This is a genomic window from Fimbriimonadaceae bacterium, assembly GCA_019454125.1.
Lineage (GTDB): Bacteria > Armatimonadota > Fimbriimonadia > Fimbriimonadales > Fimbriimonadaceae > JALHNM01.
Window position 1 is genome coordinate 242025 of sequence record CP075365.1, and the last position, 15904, is coordinate 257928.

At 65.3% G+C, this 15904-nt stretch carries 19 protein-coding genes; 10 read left to right on the plus strand and 9 right to left on the minus strand.

Annotation, left to right across the window (positions count from 1 at the left end):
* Positions 1-276: 276 nt before the first annotated feature.
* Positions 277-603: a hypothetical protein gene (locus KF733_01205; GenBank protein QYK56102.1), complete on the plus strand. Its 327-nt coding sequence runs from the start codon at positions 277-279 to the stop codon at positions 601-603.
* 30 nt (positions 604-633) lie between these two features.
* Here KF733_01205 and gluQRS read toward each other — a convergent pair whose 3' ends face one another.
* Complete coding sequence (gene gluQRS, locus KF733_01210) at positions 634-1482, minus strand: tRNA glutamyl-Q(34) synthetase GluQRS (GenBank protein QYK56103.1); 849 nt, start codon at positions 1480-1482, stop codon at positions 634-636.
* Between the two features lie 34 nt (positions 1483-1516).
* Positions 1517-2299, minus strand: a complete 783-nt coding sequence (locus KF733_01215; protein QYK56104.1) for a hypothetical protein — start codon at positions 2297-2299, stop codon at positions 1517-1519.
* Positions 2300-2403: 104 nt separating this feature from the next.
* Between KF733_01215 and KF733_01220 the strand changes: the two genes are divergently transcribed.
* Complete coding sequence (locus KF733_01220; protein QYK56105.1) at positions 2404-3738, plus strand: nucleotide sugar dehydrogenase; 1335 nt, start codon at positions 2404-2406, stop codon at positions 3736-3738.
* 76 nt (positions 3739-3814) lie between these two features.
* Here KF733_01220 and KF733_01225 read toward each other — a convergent pair whose 3' ends face one another.
* The gene (locus KF733_01225) at positions 3815-4498 is read right to left on the minus strand and encodes a hypothetical protein (GenBank protein ID QYK56106.1); all 684 of its coding nucleotides are present in this window, start codon (positions 4496-4498) and stop codon (positions 3815-3817) included.
* Between KF733_01225 and KF733_01230 the strand changes: the two genes are divergently transcribed.
* A complete protein-coding gene (locus KF733_01230) occupies positions 4497-5078 on the plus strand; it encodes an NAD(P)H-dependent oxidoreductase (protein ID QYK56107.1) in 582 nt (193 codons plus the stop codon). The genes KF733_01225 and KF733_01230 overlap by 2 nt on opposite strands.
* 5 nt (positions 5079-5083) lie before the next feature.
* Positions 5084-5962 (plus strand): NAD(P)-dependent oxidoreductase, encoded by an 879-nt coding sequence (locus KF733_01235; GenBank protein ID QYK56108.1) that lies wholly within the window; start codon positions 5084-5086, stop codon positions 5960-5962.
* A 195-nt stretch (positions 5963-6157) separates the two neighbouring features.
* Here KF733_01235 and KF733_01240 read toward each other — a convergent pair whose 3' ends face one another.
* Positions 6158-7012, minus strand: coding sequence for a prepilin-type N-terminal cleavage/methylation domain-containing protein (locus tag KF733_01240; protein ID QYK57149.1), 855 nt, complete (start codon positions 7010-7012; stop codon positions 6158-6160).
* Positions 7013-7089: 77 nt separating this feature from the next.
* On the opposite strand from KF733_01240, the gene KF733_01245 reads away from it, so the two are divergent.
* The gene (locus KF733_01245; protein ID QYK56109.1) at positions 7090-7251 is read left to right on the plus strand and encodes a YqaE/Pmp3 family membrane protein; all 162 of its coding nucleotides are present in this window, start codon (positions 7090-7092) and stop codon (positions 7249-7251) included.
* Here KF733_01245 and uvrC read toward each other — a convergent pair.
* Together uvrC and KF733_01255 are read right to left on the minus strand one after the other, a co-directional pair.
* Entirely contained in the window at positions 7248-9137 is a 1890-nt protein-coding gene (uvrC, locus tag KF733_01250) for an excinuclease ABC subunit UvrC (protein QYK56110.1), read from the minus strand. The genes KF733_01245 and uvrC overlap by 4 nt on opposite strands.
* A gap of 90 nt (positions 9138-9227) precedes the next feature.
* Complete coding sequence (locus KF733_01255; GenBank protein QYK56111.1) at positions 9228-9788, minus strand: hypothetical protein; 561 nt, start codon at positions 9786-9788, stop codon at positions 9228-9230.
* A 377-nt stretch (positions 9789-10165) separates the two neighbouring features.
* On the opposite strand from KF733_01255, the gene KF733_01260 reads away from it, so the two are divergent.
* A complete protein-coding gene (locus tag KF733_01260) occupies positions 10166-10366 on the plus strand; it encodes a hypothetical protein (GenBank protein QYK56112.1) in 201 nt (66 codons plus the stop codon).
* A 60-nt stretch (positions 10367-10426) separates the two neighbouring features.
* Here KF733_01260 and KF733_01265 read toward each other — a convergent pair whose 3' ends face one another.
* Positions 10427-11191, minus strand: a complete 765-nt coding sequence (locus KF733_01265) for a PspA/IM30 family protein (GenBank protein QYK56113.1) — start codon at positions 11189-11191, stop codon at positions 10427-10429.
* 105 nt (positions 11192-11296) lie between these two features.
* On the minus strand, positions 11297-11704 hold the full coding sequence (atpC, locus tag KF733_01270) for an ATP synthase F1 subunit epsilon (GenBank protein ID QYK56114.1): 408 nt from the start codon (positions 11702-11704) through the stop codon (positions 11297-11299).
* A gap of 148 nt (positions 11705-11852) precedes the next feature.
* Between atpC and KF733_01275 the strand changes: the two genes are divergently transcribed.
* From KF733_01275 to coaBC, 4 genes are read left to right on the plus strand one after another with little or no spacing between them, the layout of a single operon-like run.
* Positions 11853-12230: a phage holin family protein gene (locus KF733_01275; GenBank protein ID QYK56115.1), complete on the plus strand. Its 378-nt coding sequence runs from the start codon at positions 11853-11855 to the stop codon at positions 12228-12230.
* Between the two features lie 22 nt (positions 12231-12252).
* The gene (yvcK, locus tag KF733_01280; protein QYK56116.1) at positions 12253-13539 is read left to right on the plus strand and encodes a uridine diphosphate-N-acetylglucosamine-binding protein YvcK; all 1287 of its coding nucleotides are present in this window, start codon (positions 12253-12255) and stop codon (positions 13537-13539) included.
* A 3-nt stretch (positions 13540-13542) separates the two neighbouring features.
* Entirely contained in the window at positions 13543-14091 is a 549-nt protein-coding gene (gene gmk, locus KF733_01285; GenBank protein ID QYK56117.1) for a guanylate kinase, read from the plus strand.
* On the plus strand, positions 14084-15319 hold the full coding sequence (gene coaBC, locus KF733_01290; protein ID QYK56118.1) for a bifunctional phosphopantothenoylcysteine decarboxylase/phosphopantothenate--cysteine ligase CoaBC: 1236 nt from the start codon (positions 14084-14086) through the stop codon (positions 15317-15319). Before gmk ends, coaBC begins: the two co-directional genes overlap by 8 nt.
* On the opposite strand, the gene KF733_01295 is transcribed toward coaBC, so the two are convergent.
* Positions 15248-15895, minus strand: coding sequence for a hypothetical protein (locus KF733_01295; protein ID QYK56119.1), 648 nt, complete (start codon positions 15893-15895; stop codon positions 15248-15250). The genes coaBC and KF733_01295 overlap by 72 nt on opposite strands.
* Between the last annotated feature and the right edge of the window lie 9 nt (positions 15896-15904).

The following is a 15904-nucleotide window of genomic DNA, read 5'->3' on the forward strand; positions in this document are numbered from 1 at the left end:
CCGTTCTCGCTGCGGCTGGCGCCCTTTGGTTGTTCCGTCCGCAGGCGAGCTTGGAGGACGTCTGCTACACGGCCCTGGACTGCATCCGAAGGAGTGACCTTGAATGCGTCTTTTCACTTAGCCGGGTTGGAAGACCGTGTCGCCTATAACCTTACTCCGGACAGCGTGAGGGCCCTGATGCGGGATTACGCAGAGCCACGACTCGCAGGAAGCGTCTTCGGCGAGAAATCAAGCGAGATTCAACTCCAATTCGGCCGTGGTACTTGCACTCAGAGTATGGTGACCGCGCAAGGTAAACGCAGTGGTCTTGAGGTCCAAGTCGTACGGACTGACGAGGGGATTCGCGCCCTTCGCCTTGTCACCTCCATCTTGTTAACCGTCGCACACGCGCGGTACGAGAATGTCGGCGGCAATTCCACCGTGGACAAGCTAAAGGCTTGGCAAAAGCAGGCGACCGAAGATAGTAAGTTGCTGGAAAGGATCGGCATCAACGGGATCTTTCGATCCGACGAAGAAGGTTTAATAGCTTGGGATCGGTGGCGACTCCTGAACGAGGAACGTTTGGCGCGCGTCACGGCGCAATCTGTGGGGCAGTCCAGTTAGGGCCTAACCGCCGGGACTAGCGATTGACGGCTAACCGATCTCGAGTAGGGCCCGCTCTAGGTCGGCGTCCCAAGCGCCCGGCCGCGCGATCCGTGCCAGGTCGTCGCCGAACCGCGACTCGCGCAGGGCGCGGAGGGTGACCGACTTGTCGCGCTTCGCCAGCCGCTGGCCATCGCGGCCGAGTAGGAGACGATGGTGCCAGTATTCGGGCTCTGGACAGCCGAGCAACGCCTGCAGCAGACGCTGGTGGGGCGTGGATTCGGCGAGGTCGATCCCCCGCGTGACCAGCGTCACCCCTTGCAGCGCGTCGTCCACGACTACGCTGAGGTGGTAGCTGGTCGGGGTCTCCCGACGGGCCACGACGAAGTCGTCGCTTGCGGTCAGTGCGACCGGGTGGACCCCCGTCGCACGGTCGGACCAGGAAAGGCTTCCCGTCAGGCCCGTTGCCATGACGACATCGAGCCTCCACGCGAAGGGGGCCCCCGCTTCCGCCCTGCGCTCCGAATCCTCGGCGGGCAGGTCGCGGCAGGTGCCGGGATAGCCCGTGGCCGGCGTGCCGTGCGCGGCCGAAGCCGCTTCGGCGATGTCGCGCCGGGTACAGAAGCACCGGTAGACGGTTCCAAGCTCCTGGAGCCGCCCAAGCGCCGCACGATAGTCGTCAAGATGCTCGCTCTGGACCCGTGCCGGTGTCTCCCAGGTGAACCCTAGCCAGGCGAGGTCTTCGTAGATGGCGTCCGTGAACTCCGGTCGGCAGCGGGTCGGGTCAATGTCCTCGATCCGTAGGAGGAACTGGTCGCCATGCTCCCGGGCGAACCACGCGGAGTACGCGTGGCCCAGGTGGAGCAGGCCGGTCGGCGAAGGGGCGAAGCGAGACCTCAATGTGGCCCCATTAAAGGCTCCGAGCCGCCTTGCCTTAGAACCCCACGTTCAGCGACCAATAGGCGAACTCTCCGCGCATGACCCCTGCGAAGGCGTACACCCGCACGCCGCGGTCGCGCACCGTGCCGACCTGGCCAAAGTCATAGCCCAGCCCTGCGTTCCAGTTGTAGCCGTCGTGTTCGGCGACCGCCTTCAAGCGGGGCGTCAGGTTGTGCGAGGCGCTGGCGAAGCCGCGTCGGAAGCGCGTGTCGCCAAACCCGGCGGAGACGTGCGTCCCCGGGCGCACCTCGTAAGTCGCGGCAAGGAAATAGGAGCGGCTTTCGCCCGGGTCGGTTCCGTCCGGCTGCTCCCCGGCGGTGCCCCCCTGGCCGCTCACGTCCTGGACGCCGATCACGTAGCGCAACGCGCCCTTCTGCCCGGGGGGCGCCCAAACGAAGTTTTGCGCGTTGTCCAGCTTGTTGCTGAGGATCATGTGCGTCGCCGTCAGCGACCCGTACTTGCCAAGCGAAACGCCGAGAAGGATCTGGCCCGTGCCGTTGCCGCCAAGGTCGCGCTCGCGGCCCCGGAAGAAGGTGGGGGCCAAGTCGGCGCTGAGGTTCCCGAGCCCGAAGACCGCGTGCCAATCGCTCAAGGAGTAGCCGATGGGCGAGGAGATCGACATTGCGCCGTCCATGCCGATCGACCCGTCCGCGCGGACCCCATAACCCGAACCAGGGAGGCCGGACATCGAGCGGTATTGGGGGTATTGGCCCGGGCCGCCAAGCTGGGCGAGGCACAAGGCGGGGAACAGCGCGGTGGCAAGGGCGAACGGACGCACGGGCAGATTATGGGCCAGGCAGACGGCGCGCTTTGCCATGGGCCGCCTTGCGCGGCGCGGGACCCTGGTTCTAGGTCGCCGAGTACACTGCCGAAACTTCTGCTATGGCTGAGACCCTCGCCCCCGCCGCCGCCCTGCACCAGAGCCTGGTGCAAAAAATCCAGGACAAGACCGCGATCGTCGGCGTCGTCGGGTTGGGCTATGTCGGCTTGCCGTTCGCGGTCGAGAAGGCGAAAGTCGGGTTCCGCGTCGTCGGAATCGAGCAGAACCCCGCCCGCGCGGACAAGGTGAACCGCGGCGAGAACTACATCGGCGACGTGCACGACCACGAGCTGACCGAGTGCGTCGAAAAGGGGCTCATCACCGCGACGACCGACTTCAGCGGCGTCGCCGAGATGGACGTGGTGGTCGTCTGCGTCCCGACTCCGCTCAACAAGAACTTGGCACCGGACCTGCAGTACGTCGAGAGCGTCACGCGCGAGATCGCCAAGCACCTGCGCCCGGGCCAGCTCGTCAGCCTGGAGTCCACCACCTACCCCGGCACCTGCGAGGAGGTCATGCTCCCGATCCTCGAGCAAAGCGGGTTGAAGGTCGAGGAAGACTTCTACCTCGCCCACTCGCCCGAGCGCGTCGACCCCGGCAACAAGCGCTACACCACAAAGAACACGCACAAGGTGGTCGGTGGAGTCGGCCCGCGCTCGCTGGAGGTCGCGATGGCGTTCTACGGCATGACGATCCTCAACGTGATCCCGGTCAGCAGCGCGAAGGCGGCCGAGCTGACCAAGGTCTTCGAGAACACGTTCCGCGCCGTGAACATCGCGCTCGTGAACGAACTCACCCTCCTTTGCGACCGCATGGAGCTGAACGTCTGGGAGGTGTTGGACGCGGCCTTCACGAAGCCGTTCGGCATCATGCCGTTCTATCCCGGCCCCGGCGTCGGCGGACACTGCATCCCGCTCGACCCGCACTACCTGGAATGGAAGGCGAAGGAGCACAACTTCGCCACCCGCTTCATCGCACTCGCGGGCGAGATCAACCGCGCCATGCCCCGCTTCGTGCGGCACAAAGCGTGGAGGTGCCTGAACGAGATGGGCATCGCCCCCTCGCGATCCTCGATCCTCGTCATCGGCGCGGCCTATAAAAAGGACATCGACGACTGGCGCGAGTCGCCCGCCATCGAGGTGATGGCGCTGCTCGTCGAAGACGGCGCCAAGGTGAGCTACCACGATCCCCACGTGCCCGCCTTCCGCGACCACGGCCTTGACCTCGTCTCGGTTCCGCTGACTCCGGAAAGCCTTGCGGCTGCGGATCTCGTGATGATCCTAACCGACCACACCGCCGTCGACTACGACTTCGTCGTGAACCACGCCCGCCACGTCCTTGACACCCGCCATGCGACTCGTGGCCGTTCCGGTTCGGCTGTCGTGACGTTGCTGTAAGTTCCGGAGCCCCCTCCTCGTTTCTCGCCCGATGGTTCGTGCGGGTGGGAAATGAGGAGGGGGTTGGGGGTGGAGACTAGGGCGTTATGGTCAGCGAAGTTTCGGCTTCAAGCCTTCCCTTGAACGATCGGTCGAACATCTTCTTCGCCGTGGGCGTGAACTCGTAAGTGTCGTTCGGGCCGCCCATCCCGGTCGTCAGGGGTCGGTCGAACTGGTACCACCCTTTCACCGTGTAAGTCCCCGGCGGCAGCGGTTCCTGTATGACAACCCACTCTTCGAAGTCTTTCTTCAAGGAAGGTCTCGGCTTTCCACCCCCGACCATCATGCTAAAGGTTCCTTGCCAAAAATTGGCTTGGTACCCCTTATAGAGGTCTTGAAAGCGGTGGCTCGTCACCTGGTTGTCGACCATCACCTGATACATGCTGGGAGAGTCTCCCCCGCCAACTTCGATGGGCGTCCCGCCACGGAAAACGCGAAAGCCGGCCCCCGCCCCCATCCCGCCATCGTGCCTCGTGGTGCAGACGCTCACCAGCGAGTCCGTCTCGTTCCGAACCACAAGGTTAACCTCCACCATCTGGCCAGGGTGCGCGACTGCAGGAGTTAGAACGACCTCCAGAGTCAAGCTTGGAGCGGCCATCGCGATTGCGGCTAGTAGGGAGACCATCGAGTCTCTGTACGCCGCTCCCCGACCGTTTGCTTCCAGCTGGGAGATCTTTTCCAGGTGGGGTCGGCCGGGGCCAAAGTAGACTCCGCTCGTCATGGCTAGTCTGGACCTTGTGGTCGTCTATGGTTCTGTCCGCACAGAGCGGCTGGGGATTCGCCTCGCGCGAGGGGTCGTCAAGGCGTTGGAAGAGCGCGGGCACAAGGTAACGCTCATCGACCCCCTTGAATACCGCCTCCCGTTGCTGGACAAGATGTGGAAGCAGTACGGCGAGGGCGAGGCGCCCGAGGACTTGCAGCGGATGCACGACGTGATCGTCCCTGCCGACGGCTTTCTCATCGTCACCGGCGAGTACAACAAGGCGGTCCCGCCCGCGCTGAAGAACCTGCTCGACCACTTTCTTGAGACCTGGTTCTGGCGGCCCTCGGGCATCTGCAGCTACTCCTATGGCAGATTCGGAGGCGTGCGCGCGGCCTCGACGCTCCGCCAAATCCTAGCCGAACTGGGCATGCCCGCCGTCCCCTCGGAGATCAACGTGCCGGCAGTCCACAAGGCCTTCGACGAAGACGGAAACCCCACCGACCCCGACTTCGCCAAGTGGACCAAGCGCTTCTTCGAGGAGTTCGAGTGGTACGCGGAAGCGTTCAAGGCGCAGCGGGCAAAGGGTACGCCCTACTAACGTAGATGCGTGTCTTCCTCACCGGTGGGACGGGCTACATCGGCGGCCATCTCTTGAAGCAGTTGCTGGAATCCGGGCATCAAGTGGCGGTGCTCGCGCGGAGCGAAGTGGCGCTGCCGCCGGGAGCGGAGCTGGTGCAGGGCGACCTGGAATCGCCCGAGACTTACCGGACCGCCCTTGAGGGGCAAGATGCCCTGGTCCACAACGCGGTCGTGTGGCCGGAAGAGCCCGGGGAGTGGGGGGCTCCGGACGTCTGCGCAGGCGCGGCGCTCTTCCATGCCGCGGCCGAAGCCGGCGTCCGGCGGATGGTCTTCACCTCGTCCACCGCCGTCCACCGCCCCTTCCAAGAGCGGATGAGCGAGGCGGACGTGCTGCGACCCCAGGACGCCTACGGAGCGACCAAGGCGGCAGGCGAGGCGTTCCTCTGGGCGGTGGCCGCGACCTACGGCGTCTCCGCCACGGTCGTGCGACCTGGCCCCACGGTCGGACCTCCCGCGACCCCTGGCGCGCGCTTCCATTGCGACCGGCGGCTTGTCGCCATCGCCCAGGGCGCCCGCCAGGGAGACGAGATCGTGGTCGAACCGGGCGCGCGGCAATTCACGTGCGTCCAGCAACTCGCCTCGGTCTACGGCAAACTCCTCGAGGGCGAGCCCAGGCCGGGCACCTTCCTCGCGGTCGACCCCGAACCCGCCACCTGGGAGGAGGTCGCCCAGGAAGCCGCTTTTCTAGCGGGGACGCGGCCGACCGTGCGGGTCGACGGCGCCCCAGAGCCTGAACACCGCTTTGACGTCTCGCGGCTCGCGACGAAGTTGGGCGTCGAGATCGATTCCCGGCCCGCCCTGCGCGCGCACCTGGCCTACCTTCTGAAGGAAGCCTGCGCCTAGCGGCGCGCAAGTGAGGTCAGTAGCCGACCCGCTCAGAGACTGCTGGGCTAGGGGCGCCCGCTTTGAGGACGGCGGGTCTGGAATCGCCCCTACCCTCGCGCCCCTGCCGAGCGTGGCCGCAGGAACACCCCTCCGCCGGTCAAAGACTAGGTTAGACTTGGGGCGTGACTTTGGCCGGCGCCGAGAGTTGACGCCTCAGGTGTTCGCGACCCCGCCGATGATGCCGGAGAGGTCGGTCGGTAGCGTGTAGGTGTCGCACTCGCTTTGGCCGTTCGGGCAGTCCTTGATCGACTTGCCCTCGATCTTGCCTTTTCTCTGGTACCGCTTGGCGTGCCCATCGGCGAACGAAATGTTGAACCCGTCGGCGTGGCGCGGCGCACCCGGGAAGATTATGCCGCCGAAAAAGCCGTCCCGAAGCAGCTCTTGCAGGGTGGGGCGCTTGAAGCCTTCCATCATGTCGCCTTCGGGCGTGTACGGCAACAAGAGGAACGAGTCGTAGAACGCGGTGGTCTTCGACGGTTCTTCGAGCTGGCTGCTGTTTATGGTGGGGTCGTCCCCGCCGAGCGAGGCGATGCCGGGGTCTTGGAAGAGGGCCCAATTGAAGCCGTAAGAACTCCGCCGGGTGAACTCGGTGAAGCGGACGTTGGGCGGCGTGGGAATCTGGAACGTCCACGGGAAGAGGTTGTCCAAGTTCACCGTCGCCTGGCGAGACGTGCAGACCTGCACCTCTTTCGACTTCGTGTAAGGCTGATGCGCGTCGTAGACGGTGAAAAAGTCGTTGTCGGTCGTGATGATCAACGTCAGGACGTCGAGCCCGCTACCGCCCATCTCACGCTGTTTGCTATAAAGGCTCTGGGCGAAAAAGTCGTCGTTGTCGCCCAGGTAAAGCTGGATCGCCGTGGCCAACTGCTTGTTGTTGGAGAGGCAACTCGAGGCTTTTCCCGCCTCCTTGGCCTGCGAGAAGACAGGGAAGAGAATGGCGGCAAGGATGGCGATGATCGCGATAACGACCAGAAGCTCAATTAGAGTAAAGGCGGCGAGTCGACGCATTAGGTGATCCTCCGGTTCTAGGCCCGCTACGACCGGGTTAATTGTGACCCCTGGAGCCGGGTAAAGTCCACCGCGTCGTGTCTTGGCTCCGCGTGATCGCCTGTATCCTGATGCCGCCCCTGGCCGTGATCGACCGAGGGATCCGCCCCCTTATCCTCACCACCATCCTCACGTTCTTCGGCTGGATCCCGGGCGTCGTGAGCGCCCTGGTGCACTCTTCAATGGTGCGCCGGGCCTAGTCTCGCCGCAAAAACTCCCGCACCGTCTCAGCCTGCCGCAGGGTGAGGGTCGGCACCGCCGCGATCTCCTCCACCGTTGCCCGGCGGATCGCCTCGATCGAGCCGAACGTGCGCAACAAAAGCCGCCGCTTCTTCGGCCCGATGCCGGGGACCTCGTCCAACACCGAACCCTGGAACCGCTTGTCGCGGACCTTGCGGTGGTAGCCCAGCGCGAAGCGGTGCGCCTCGTCCCGGAGCCGCTTCAGCAACTCCAAACCCGGCGATCCCATCGGCAGAACGACCTCGCGGTACCCCTTGGCCGATTCGGCCTCCCCGTCCACCAACACGGAGCACGGCTGCTCCAGCGGCAGATAAAGGATCTCCTGCTTCTTCGCCAACCCCACCATCGGCACCGTCAACCCGAGCTCGTTGCGCGCCTTCAGGGCCGCGCCGAGCTGCCCCTTGCCGCCGTCGATCATGATCAGGTCGGGCAGGCGCGAGAACTTCTCGTCACCGTCGCGGTACGCCTTCAACCTTCGATAGAGCACTTCGTGCATCATCGCGAAGTCGTCCGGGCTCTCCGGGCTCCATTTCACCTTGAACCGCCGGTACTCGCCCTTGGCCGCCTCCCCCGCCTCCGCGACCACCATCGAGCCCACCGGCGCCGTGCCCTGCACGTTCGAGATGTCGTAGCCCTCGATCCTGACGGGCGGGGTCGGCAGGTCGAGCGCTTCCGCCAGTTCTTCCGCCGCCCGTTCGGCGGCAAGCTCTTTCTGCTCCAGCTCCAGCGCCATGACCTTCAAAGCCTGCTCCGCGTTCGACGCGGCCATGTCAATGAGCCGCATGCCCTCGCCCCCTTGGGGCACTTCCACCGAAACGGCGCCGCCCCTGCGCTGGCGCAGGAAGGACTCCACAATACGCCGCTCTTCGATCTCGACCGGTAACAACACTTCGCGCGGGATTTCGGCGGCGTCGCTGTAATACTGCTTGACAAATTCCTGCACGGCTTCGCCCGGGGCTACGTCCTTAGAGCCGTCCAAAACAAACTGTCTTTGCCCGATCAGCCGCCCGCCCCGGATGTAAAGCATTTGCACCGCGGCCCCGCGGTCATCCTTGACGACCGCGATCACGTCGCGGTCGCTTTCGTCCTCGGACATTACTTTTTGCTTGGTCAAAACTTTTTCCACCGCTTCGATGCGGTCTCGGACGGCGGCCGCTTGCTCGAACTCCAAATCCTCGACATAGGCGGCCATCTGGCTGCGAAGGTCGGCGAGCAGCCCGGACTCCCGTCCTTGCAGGAACTTATGCACTTGGGCGATGATCTTGTCGTACTCGTCCTTATCGCTTAAGCCCGCGCAGGGGCCCAGGCACTGCTTTAAGTGGTAATAGAGGCAGGGACGCTGGTCCGCCTTGCCGCTCCAGCTCTTTCCGCAAGGGATAAGGGGAAAGGTCTTGTGCAAGAGTTGCAGCGTATCGCGCACGGCCCAGGCGCTGGTGTAAGGCCCATAAGCCTTCGCCGCCCACCGCTTCGGGTTGCGCGTGAAGAGCACCCGCGGATAGGGCTCCTTGGTGACGATGATGTACGGATAGCTCTTATCGTCCCGCATCAGGACGTTGTAAGGCGGCCGGTGCTCTTTGATGAGGTTGCATTCCAGCACGAGGGCCTCAATCTCCGAGTCCACGACGATCCACTCCAGGTCGCAAACTTTGGCGACCATGCGGGCGATGCGGTTGCCTAACTTTGCACTCGGCTGGAAGTAGCTCCGGACGCGGTTCCGAAGGTTCAGGGCCTTACCGACGTAAAGGACCTCGCCTTTCGAATCGCGATAGATGTAGCAGCCGGGACGGGTCGGCAACCCGCGGAGCTTTTCGCTCACGGTCTCGGGGAGGGATTGTGCCCGTGGCACCCCTCGATTATTGCGTACCCGGGCCAAGGGGCAAAGCGAAAAGGCGGGCCGCTTGGGGCCCGCCTTCTTCGAATCGGTCGGCTGTCGAGCTTAGTTGGCGACCTTGGCGACCATCTTGTCGATGGTCTCGCTGACCTTCGCGCCTTCGACGTTGGTCATGTTCGCGGCGACCGTCCAGTCCTTGTAGGCGAGGACGGTGTTCTTGACCGACTTGTCGAGGTTGATCTTGTAAGCCTTGACCGACTCGTCGTTCTTGCCGATGACGGCGATGGCGACGTCCTTGACGCCGCTCTTCTCGGCGACCATCTTGGCCTCACCGGCGCAAGCCTGGCAGTCGGTGGACATGCCGACCATGACGATCATAGCCTTGAGCTCCTTGCCCTGGTGCTTGTCGATGTTGGCCTGCAGGCTCTTGGCGATGGCGACCACGTTCTCCTGGCTGTCGCCGTTGACCCAGACTTGGATCTGCGGGCGGGCCTGGTAGGTGCACGGGAAGCACTTGGTGCTGTCCGCCAGCGGGCCGCTGACGTGCTTGGGGTGGAAGGGGCTGACCTTCTCGCCAGGCTTGAGGCCGGAGTTGACCGGGCTGAGGGCCATAGCGGGGACGGCAAAGAGGGCGGCGGCGAGGCCGGCTAAGAGAACGGATTTCATGGTTGTATCCTCGTACTATCTTCGGCCGGTAACCCGAAAAGGCACCGTCCTATCGGGACGTAATGCCGGAGCGCCCCCTAAAGTTCCGCCTTTCGCCCGCGGTGGGTCTTTGGATGGGCTATCAACGTGCTTAGGCTACCGTGGAGCCGGTTGGACGGGGAAGCGCGAGCGAGTAGCCTGATGTTTGCGGCTGACTTAGGAACCTGCCCTCTTAGCTGGGTCCATCATTAGCCTGCTTCTGGCCGCCGACTGCGTACCAGCGTCTCAAGGGCCCGAGCGGGGCGAACACGCTCGGCACGAAGACGGAGCTGCTGCTGGCCAAGCTGCCGAGCGCCAATCGCAAGGCCTTTGCGGGCCAGTACCGGACCAAGGCTTACGTGGCCTTCACGGGAGGTTCTCTGAGCGCGGACGTGAATGTGCCGGCCGGCTATTGCGCAGCGGGTTATCGGTTCGTGAACACGGCGACGGGCCAGGCCACGGACATGGTGCCGATCGGCTTGCGGACGGTCGCGCTCTCGCTGGAGCTTGGCGGCGACCAGCCCCGAGAGACGACGCAGGGCCGCAAGAAAGCGGCTTGACGGCTCAGTGACACGGCTCTCCTCCTTTCGGGGAGGAGGGTTTGCTTAAGACTCGGGGGGCTAGTTGCCCGACTGGCCTTGTTGGAGGCGTTTCTCGAGGGCCTCGAGCTCGGCTTCGACGTCGCTGGACGTCGCGGGGACTTCGGTCGCCGCCGGTTGCTCCACCATGCCGAGCTTCTCTTCCAGCTTGCGGAGTTCCGCCTCGGCGGCGTGGTCCATGGCTTGGTCTTCCAGCGCCATGATCTTGCCCTGGATCGAGCCACCCAGCATCTCTTGGCGGGCGGCGGCCTCGGCCTGTTTCTCGTTGATCCTCTCGCGAGCGGCGGCGAAGCTGCCCTCGTACTGGTTCTCGAACGTTAGGCCCTCCAGGGCCTTGGTGATGCCCGTTTGAATCTGCGACTGCTTCCACTGCGCCTTCAGCGCGAGCGCCTCGGCAGCCTTTCGGCGGACTTCCTCCTCTTGGCGCTTGATCGCGACCTTCACTTGCTCGACCGTCTCGACGGCCTGGGCGTGGGAGGACTTCAGCGTCTCCAGCGTGGAATCGTTGGAAGCCTTCTCTCGCAGCAGGTTCAGGGCGAGCTCGCGGTTCCCTGCCTTCAGCGCCATCGCCGCCTGGTTCTCAAGCTGGGCAGACTTTTTCTGGTTTTCTTCCAGCATCTGCTGCAGCCGGTTCTTCTGGGTGATGGCCTGAACCGCCTTTTCCCGGTTCTGGACGAGGGCCGACTGCATGTCCCGGCGGGCCTGGTCGAGCATGACCTCGGGGTCTTCGAGGTTGTCCATTGTCCGGTGGAAGAGGGCGCGCAACCAGGCAAAGAATCGCTTCATTCGTTCCTCAGGTTAAGGGTCGGCAGTATACACGGCATGGCGGCTAGGTTCGTTTCAGGCCGTCACGGCCAATCCGGATCGTAGGACCGAAAAGGGGAATGGGCCCTAGCCACCCTTCGCGACCCGAAGGCGGGCCATAGCGCGGTCGAGCTCTTGCTGGGCCTGCTCCATCGTCATGTCCGACTGTTCGCCCCGCAGGGTGCGGCGGGCGCGCTCAAGGATCTGGTTTTCCTCGGCCACGTCGATCTCCTTGGCCCGGCGGGCGTCGTCGACCAGGATGATGCAGCTCCCGCCGCTCACTTCAAGGAAGCCGGGGCCGATGGCGATGTGCTCGCGCTGGTTGTCCGTTCCCAAGGCTTCCACCACGCCGGCCCGCAACGCCACGATCGATGCCTCGTGGTCAGCCATCACGCCGAGGTAGCCCTCGACCCCAGGCGCCACCACCGAGGTCACCTGGTCGTCCACAACCGTCCTGTCCGGTGCCACCACCGACAGTCGAAACGCCTTCGCCATTGCCTCAGGATTGTAGCCTCTCAGATTGGGGCCTTCGGGCCCCGGCCCAACCCTCAGGCCTCCGCATCCGTGGACAAACTAGATGGGGCGGTTTGTGGCGGAGTCTGGGCCGCCGTACGTCTGAACGAATAGAATCAAGGCGACTCCCATGAGAAAAATGTTCTTGCGCTGGGTGTTGCTCGCGGTGTCGCTCGTGGCGGCGTCGTGGCTGACGGGGTTGGTGCTGCCCGGGCAGTTCGTGGTGCGGCTCGAAAACGCGGGAGACGTCTTGATGATCTTCATCGGGGTGGCCGTGCTCTCGTTCGTGAACGCGACCATCGGCTCCTTGGTCAAACTTCTCACCCTACCGCTGAACTGCCTGACGCTCGGCTTGTTCTCGCTCGTCGTGAACGCGGCGATGCTGATGATCGTCGGGAACCTCGGGCTGGGCTTCCGCGTGGAGGGTTTTCTGGCCGCGCTCCTGGGCAGCGTGCTCCTCTCGGCGGTGAGCGCCGTCCTGGGGGCGTTCGTGAAGGAAGATGATTAGGTCAAGGGCGACGATCGGTCGCTTGCGGAGGTTCTTCGCGCCGGCCTACGGCCTTCGGCGCTATGCCTTCCTGTCCCTCTTCGGGCTGCTGGTCTTCCTCGGCGGGATGGCGCTGAGTTTCAAGGTCCTCTTCGGCCCCGTGGTGGAGGCCGTGGCTCGCGGTTGGAACGGCATGATCGGCGGGCTGTTCCCGGGTGACGGGCTCGACCAGACCAACCACCTGCTCGGCGGCACCACCATGCTGCTCGGCGCGGTCGCCCTCTATTTCGGCACGACCGGGGTCTGGCGGCGGCTGAACGAACCGCGCGACCCGCGCCAACCGACCGGGGTCGTCGACACCTACAAGCGACGGCAAAAGCTCGCCTTCGGCCCCCGCGTGGTCGCCATCGGCGGCGGCACCGGACTCTCCACCCTGCTGAGGGGCCTGAAGCAGCACACCTCGAACATCACCGCCATCGTGACGGTCACGGACGACGGCGGCTCCAGCGGCAAACTGGTCCAAGAACTCGGCATCATCCCGCCCGGCGACATCCGCAACTGCTTGGTCGCGCTGGCCGACGCGGAAAAGCTCATGACCGACCTTTTCCAGCACCGCTTCACCTCGCGAACGGGCTCGCTGAGCGGGCACTCCGTGGGCAACCTGCTCATCGCCGGGTTCCTGGAGCAGACCGGCGGTGACGTGGACCGCGCGCTCGAGATGGCGAGCGAGGTCCTCGCGATCCGGGGGCGGGTCGTGCCCTCCACCGTCGCCCACGTGCGGCTCCGCGCCCTGATGGAAGACGGCAGCGAGATCTGTGGAGAGACCGCCATCGTCGAGTCCACCAAGCGGATTCGCCGGATCTTCATCGATCCCGGCGACCCGCCCGCCCACCCCGCCGCCCTTGCCGCCATCGCCGACGCCGAGATCATTTGCATCGGGCCGGGGAGCGTTTACACTTCGGTCGTGCCGAACTTGCTCGTCGGAGGGATAACGGAGGCCGTGGCCGAGTCCAGGGTCCCCAAGGTCTACATCTGCAACGTGATGACCCAACCGGGGGAGAGCGACGCCTTCACCGCCGCGGAGCACCTCGTCGCGATCGAGGCGAACGTGCCTGGCAAGGTCTTCGAGAACGTGATCGTGAACACGGGCGTGCCGTCGCAAGCTACCCTCGACAAGTATAAGGACTACCGCCAAGAGTTCGTCGTGCCGGACATCGACCGCGTGGCCGCGATGGGTTACAAAGCGCTGACGGGAGACTTTATGAGCGAGACCGACTACGTGCGGCACGACCCCTCGCGGCTCGCCGCCCGCATCCTGGACCTGGTGTGACCGATGGCGGGGAAGCTTGTGATCTTGAGCGGGCCGAGCGGGGTCGGGAAGGACACCGTGATCGAGGCATGGCGGCAACGCGACCCTCGGGTCGAGCGCGTCGTCGCCACCTGCACCCGCGCCCCCCGGGAGGGCGAGGTTCAAGGGACCGACTACGACTTCGTCTCCCACGAGCACTTCCATCGCATGGCGGCGGAAGGCCGCTTCCTTGAATTCAAGGAGGTCCACGGCAACTGGTACGCCACGCCCCTTGCAGGGGTCGAGGCGCGCCTCGCCGCAGGGAAGGTCGCGGTGCTTAAAATCGACGTGCAGGGCGCTCTGGAGGTCATGCGAAAGCGGCCGGAGGCCCTCACCATCTTCTTGCTGCCGCCCTCGCTCGAAGAGTTGGAGCGGCGCATCCGCAGTCGGGGGCAGGACGACGAGGCGACCATCCAGCGCCGTCTCGAAGGCGCCCGGCGCGAACTCGCCTGCGTGGACAAGTACCGGCACCAAGTGGTGAACGACGACTTGGCGACGGCCGTCACCAAGATCATGGAGGCGGTCGGTGCCTAAGCTCGTCCTCGGCGTGAGCGGTTCCATCTCCTGCTACCGGGCCTGCGACCTGGCGCGGGACTTCATGCGCGCTGGGTACGAAGTGCGGGTCGCGCTTACGGACAGCGCCCAGAAGTTCGTCTCCCCCGTGCTCTTCGAGACCCTCACGGGGCAGGCGTGCCTGGTGGACGTCTTCGACGAACCCGAGCGTGGGCGCATGGCCCACATCGATTGGGCGCGGCAGGCCGACGTCCTGGTGCTCGCCCCCGCGACCGCCTCGCTCCTGAACCGGGTGGCGGCGGGGATCGGAGACGACATGCTCGCCGCCATCGCCATAGCCTATGAAGGCCGCATCGTCGTCGCCCCCGCGATGAACCCGTCGATGCTGGCCAGCGAACCGACCCAAGAGGCGCTGCGGCTGCTCGAAGCTCGCGGGGCCGTCATCGTGGAAGGACAGGAAGGCGACGTGGCCTCGGGCGAGCTCGGCCAAGGGAAGCTCGCCCCGAACGCCCAGATCGTCGAGGCGACGCTCGCGCTGGCCAGGGCGTCCCGGTCCCTCGCCGGACTCCGCGTGCTCGTCACGAGCGGACCGACCCGGGAGCCGATCGACGACGTCCGCTTCCTCTCCAACCGCTCAAGTGGCAAGATGGGGGTCGCCATCGCCAAGGCGGCGTGGACGATGGGCGCGGAGGTCGCCTTCGTCACCGGGCCGACGGCCCTGCCCGACCCGCGCTATGCCAAGGTGCACCGCGTCCAAACCGCGGACGAGATGTTGCGCGCGGCGCTTTCCGAGATCGGCAACGCAGACCTCGTTGTCGCGGCCGCGGCCGTCGCGGACTACCGCCCGGCCCAGAGGGTCGAGGGCAAGCTCCGTCGGGGCGACGAGCCCATGGCGCTCGAGCTCCTTCCAAACCCCGACGTCATCGCGAACCTCGCCCAACGGGCGCTGCCCCAGGCGACCCTTTGCGCCTTCGCGGCCGAGCCGGGAGAGGGCCTCGAAGAGGCCCGGGCGAAGCTCCGCCGCAAGGGGGTGCACGCGATCGCCGTCAACGACGTCAGCCGTGCGGACATCGGGCTGGAATCGGACGAGAACGACCTGGCCCTCGTCACCGAGGCAAGCGAGGCGCGATCAGGAAAGATGAGCAAGCTGCGATGCGCCCTGTGGCTCCTGGAGAACCTAGCGGCGCTGCATCGCGAGCGTGGCGCTGGCGCCTCGCTGGCCGAGAAAGTCGGCGAAGCGGGCGTCTAGTCGCACCAAGGATCCGGACGCGTCCAAGACCCACGTGGCCTTCATGGCCATTGGCACGGGCACTCCTGTCTCCACCGCCTCGCCCCCCACGGTCGCCTGTCCGTCTTGCAGCGCGACCAGCGTGAACGTGGTGCGGCATGCAGGCCAGCCCTCACGGGCCGGGCTTTCGTAGGCCCACGTTCCGCCCACTTCGACGGGCGCCTCGGGGGAGACGAACGCGGCCATCGCCGCCTGCCGCCCTTCCTGGGCGCCGCCGCTCACAGACCGTACGTCCCCGCGCGGGCCATAGGCGATGGTCTTCGTCGTCGTCCGCTCGTCCCGGGCGGAGTCGGTGCCCACCGTCACGAAGCCGCCTTGGCTTTTCGCGACCACGGTGTAGCCGTCGGGCCGCGATTTCGACACCTTGCGCTCGACAAGGCCCGTCACCGCGACCGTGTCCCCCGCTCCCTTGATTTCGAGCGACGCCTCGTAAAGCGCCTTCTCGCCCGCCTTAGGCGTCCATCGCAGGCCCACCCTTTCACCACCTCCGGCGAAGCTTGAAAGGAAAACGAACCAAATCGCAGTTGCGCCCGACATACTGTTGTT

What these genes read in the sequence shown, in the direction of transcription:
- KF733_01205 (QYK56102.1), top strand. Translation starts at nt 277, where the DNA reads ATGGTGACCGCGCAAGGTAAACGCAGTGGTCTTGAGGTCCAAGTCGTA.
- KF733_01220 (QYK56105.1), top strand. Translation starts at nt 2,404, where the DNA reads ATGGCTGAGACCCTCGCCCCCGCCGCCGCCCTGCACCAGAGCCTGGTG.
- KF733_01230 (QYK56107.1), top strand. Translation starts at nt 4,497, where the DNA reads ATGGCTAGTCTGGACCTTGTGGTCGTCTATGGTTCTGTCCGCACAGAG.
- KF733_01225 (QYK56106.1), bottom strand. Translation starts at nt 4,498, where the DNA reads ATGACGAGCGGAGTCTACTTTGGCCCCGGCCGACCCCACCTGGAAAAG.
- KF733_01235 (QYK56108.1), top strand. Translation starts at nt 5,084, where the DNA reads ATGCGTGTCTTCCTCACCGGTGGGACGGGCTACATCGGCGGCCATCTC.
- KF733_01240 (QYK57149.1), bottom strand. Translation starts at nt 7,012, where the DNA reads ATGCGTCGACTCGCCGCCTTTACTCTAATTGAGCTTCTGGTCGTTATC.
- KF733_01255 (QYK56111.1), bottom strand. Translation starts at nt 9,788, where the DNA reads ATGAAATCCGTTCTCTTAGCCGGCCTCGCCGCCGCCCTCTTTGCCGTC.
- KF733_01265 (QYK56113.1), bottom strand. Translation starts at nt 11,191, where the DNA reads ATGAAGCGATTCTTTGCCTGGTTGCGCGCCCTCTTCCACCGGACAATG.
- atpC (QYK56114.1), bottom strand. Translation starts at nt 11,704, where the DNA reads ATGGCGAAGGCGTTTCGACTGTCGGTGGTGGCACCGGACAGGACGGTT.
- KF733_01275 (QYK56115.1), top strand. Translation starts at nt 11,853, where the DNA reads ATGAGAAAAATGTTCTTGCGCTGGGTGTTGCTCGCGGTGTCGCTCGTG.
- gmk (QYK56117.1), top strand. Translation starts at nt 13,543, where the DNA reads ATGGCGGGGAAGCTTGTGATCTTGAGCGGGCCGAGCGGGGTCGGGAAG.
- KF733_01295 (QYK56119.1), bottom strand. Translation starts at nt 15,895, where the DNA reads ATGTCGGGCGCAACTGCGATTTGGTTCGTTTTCCTTTCAAGCTTCGCC.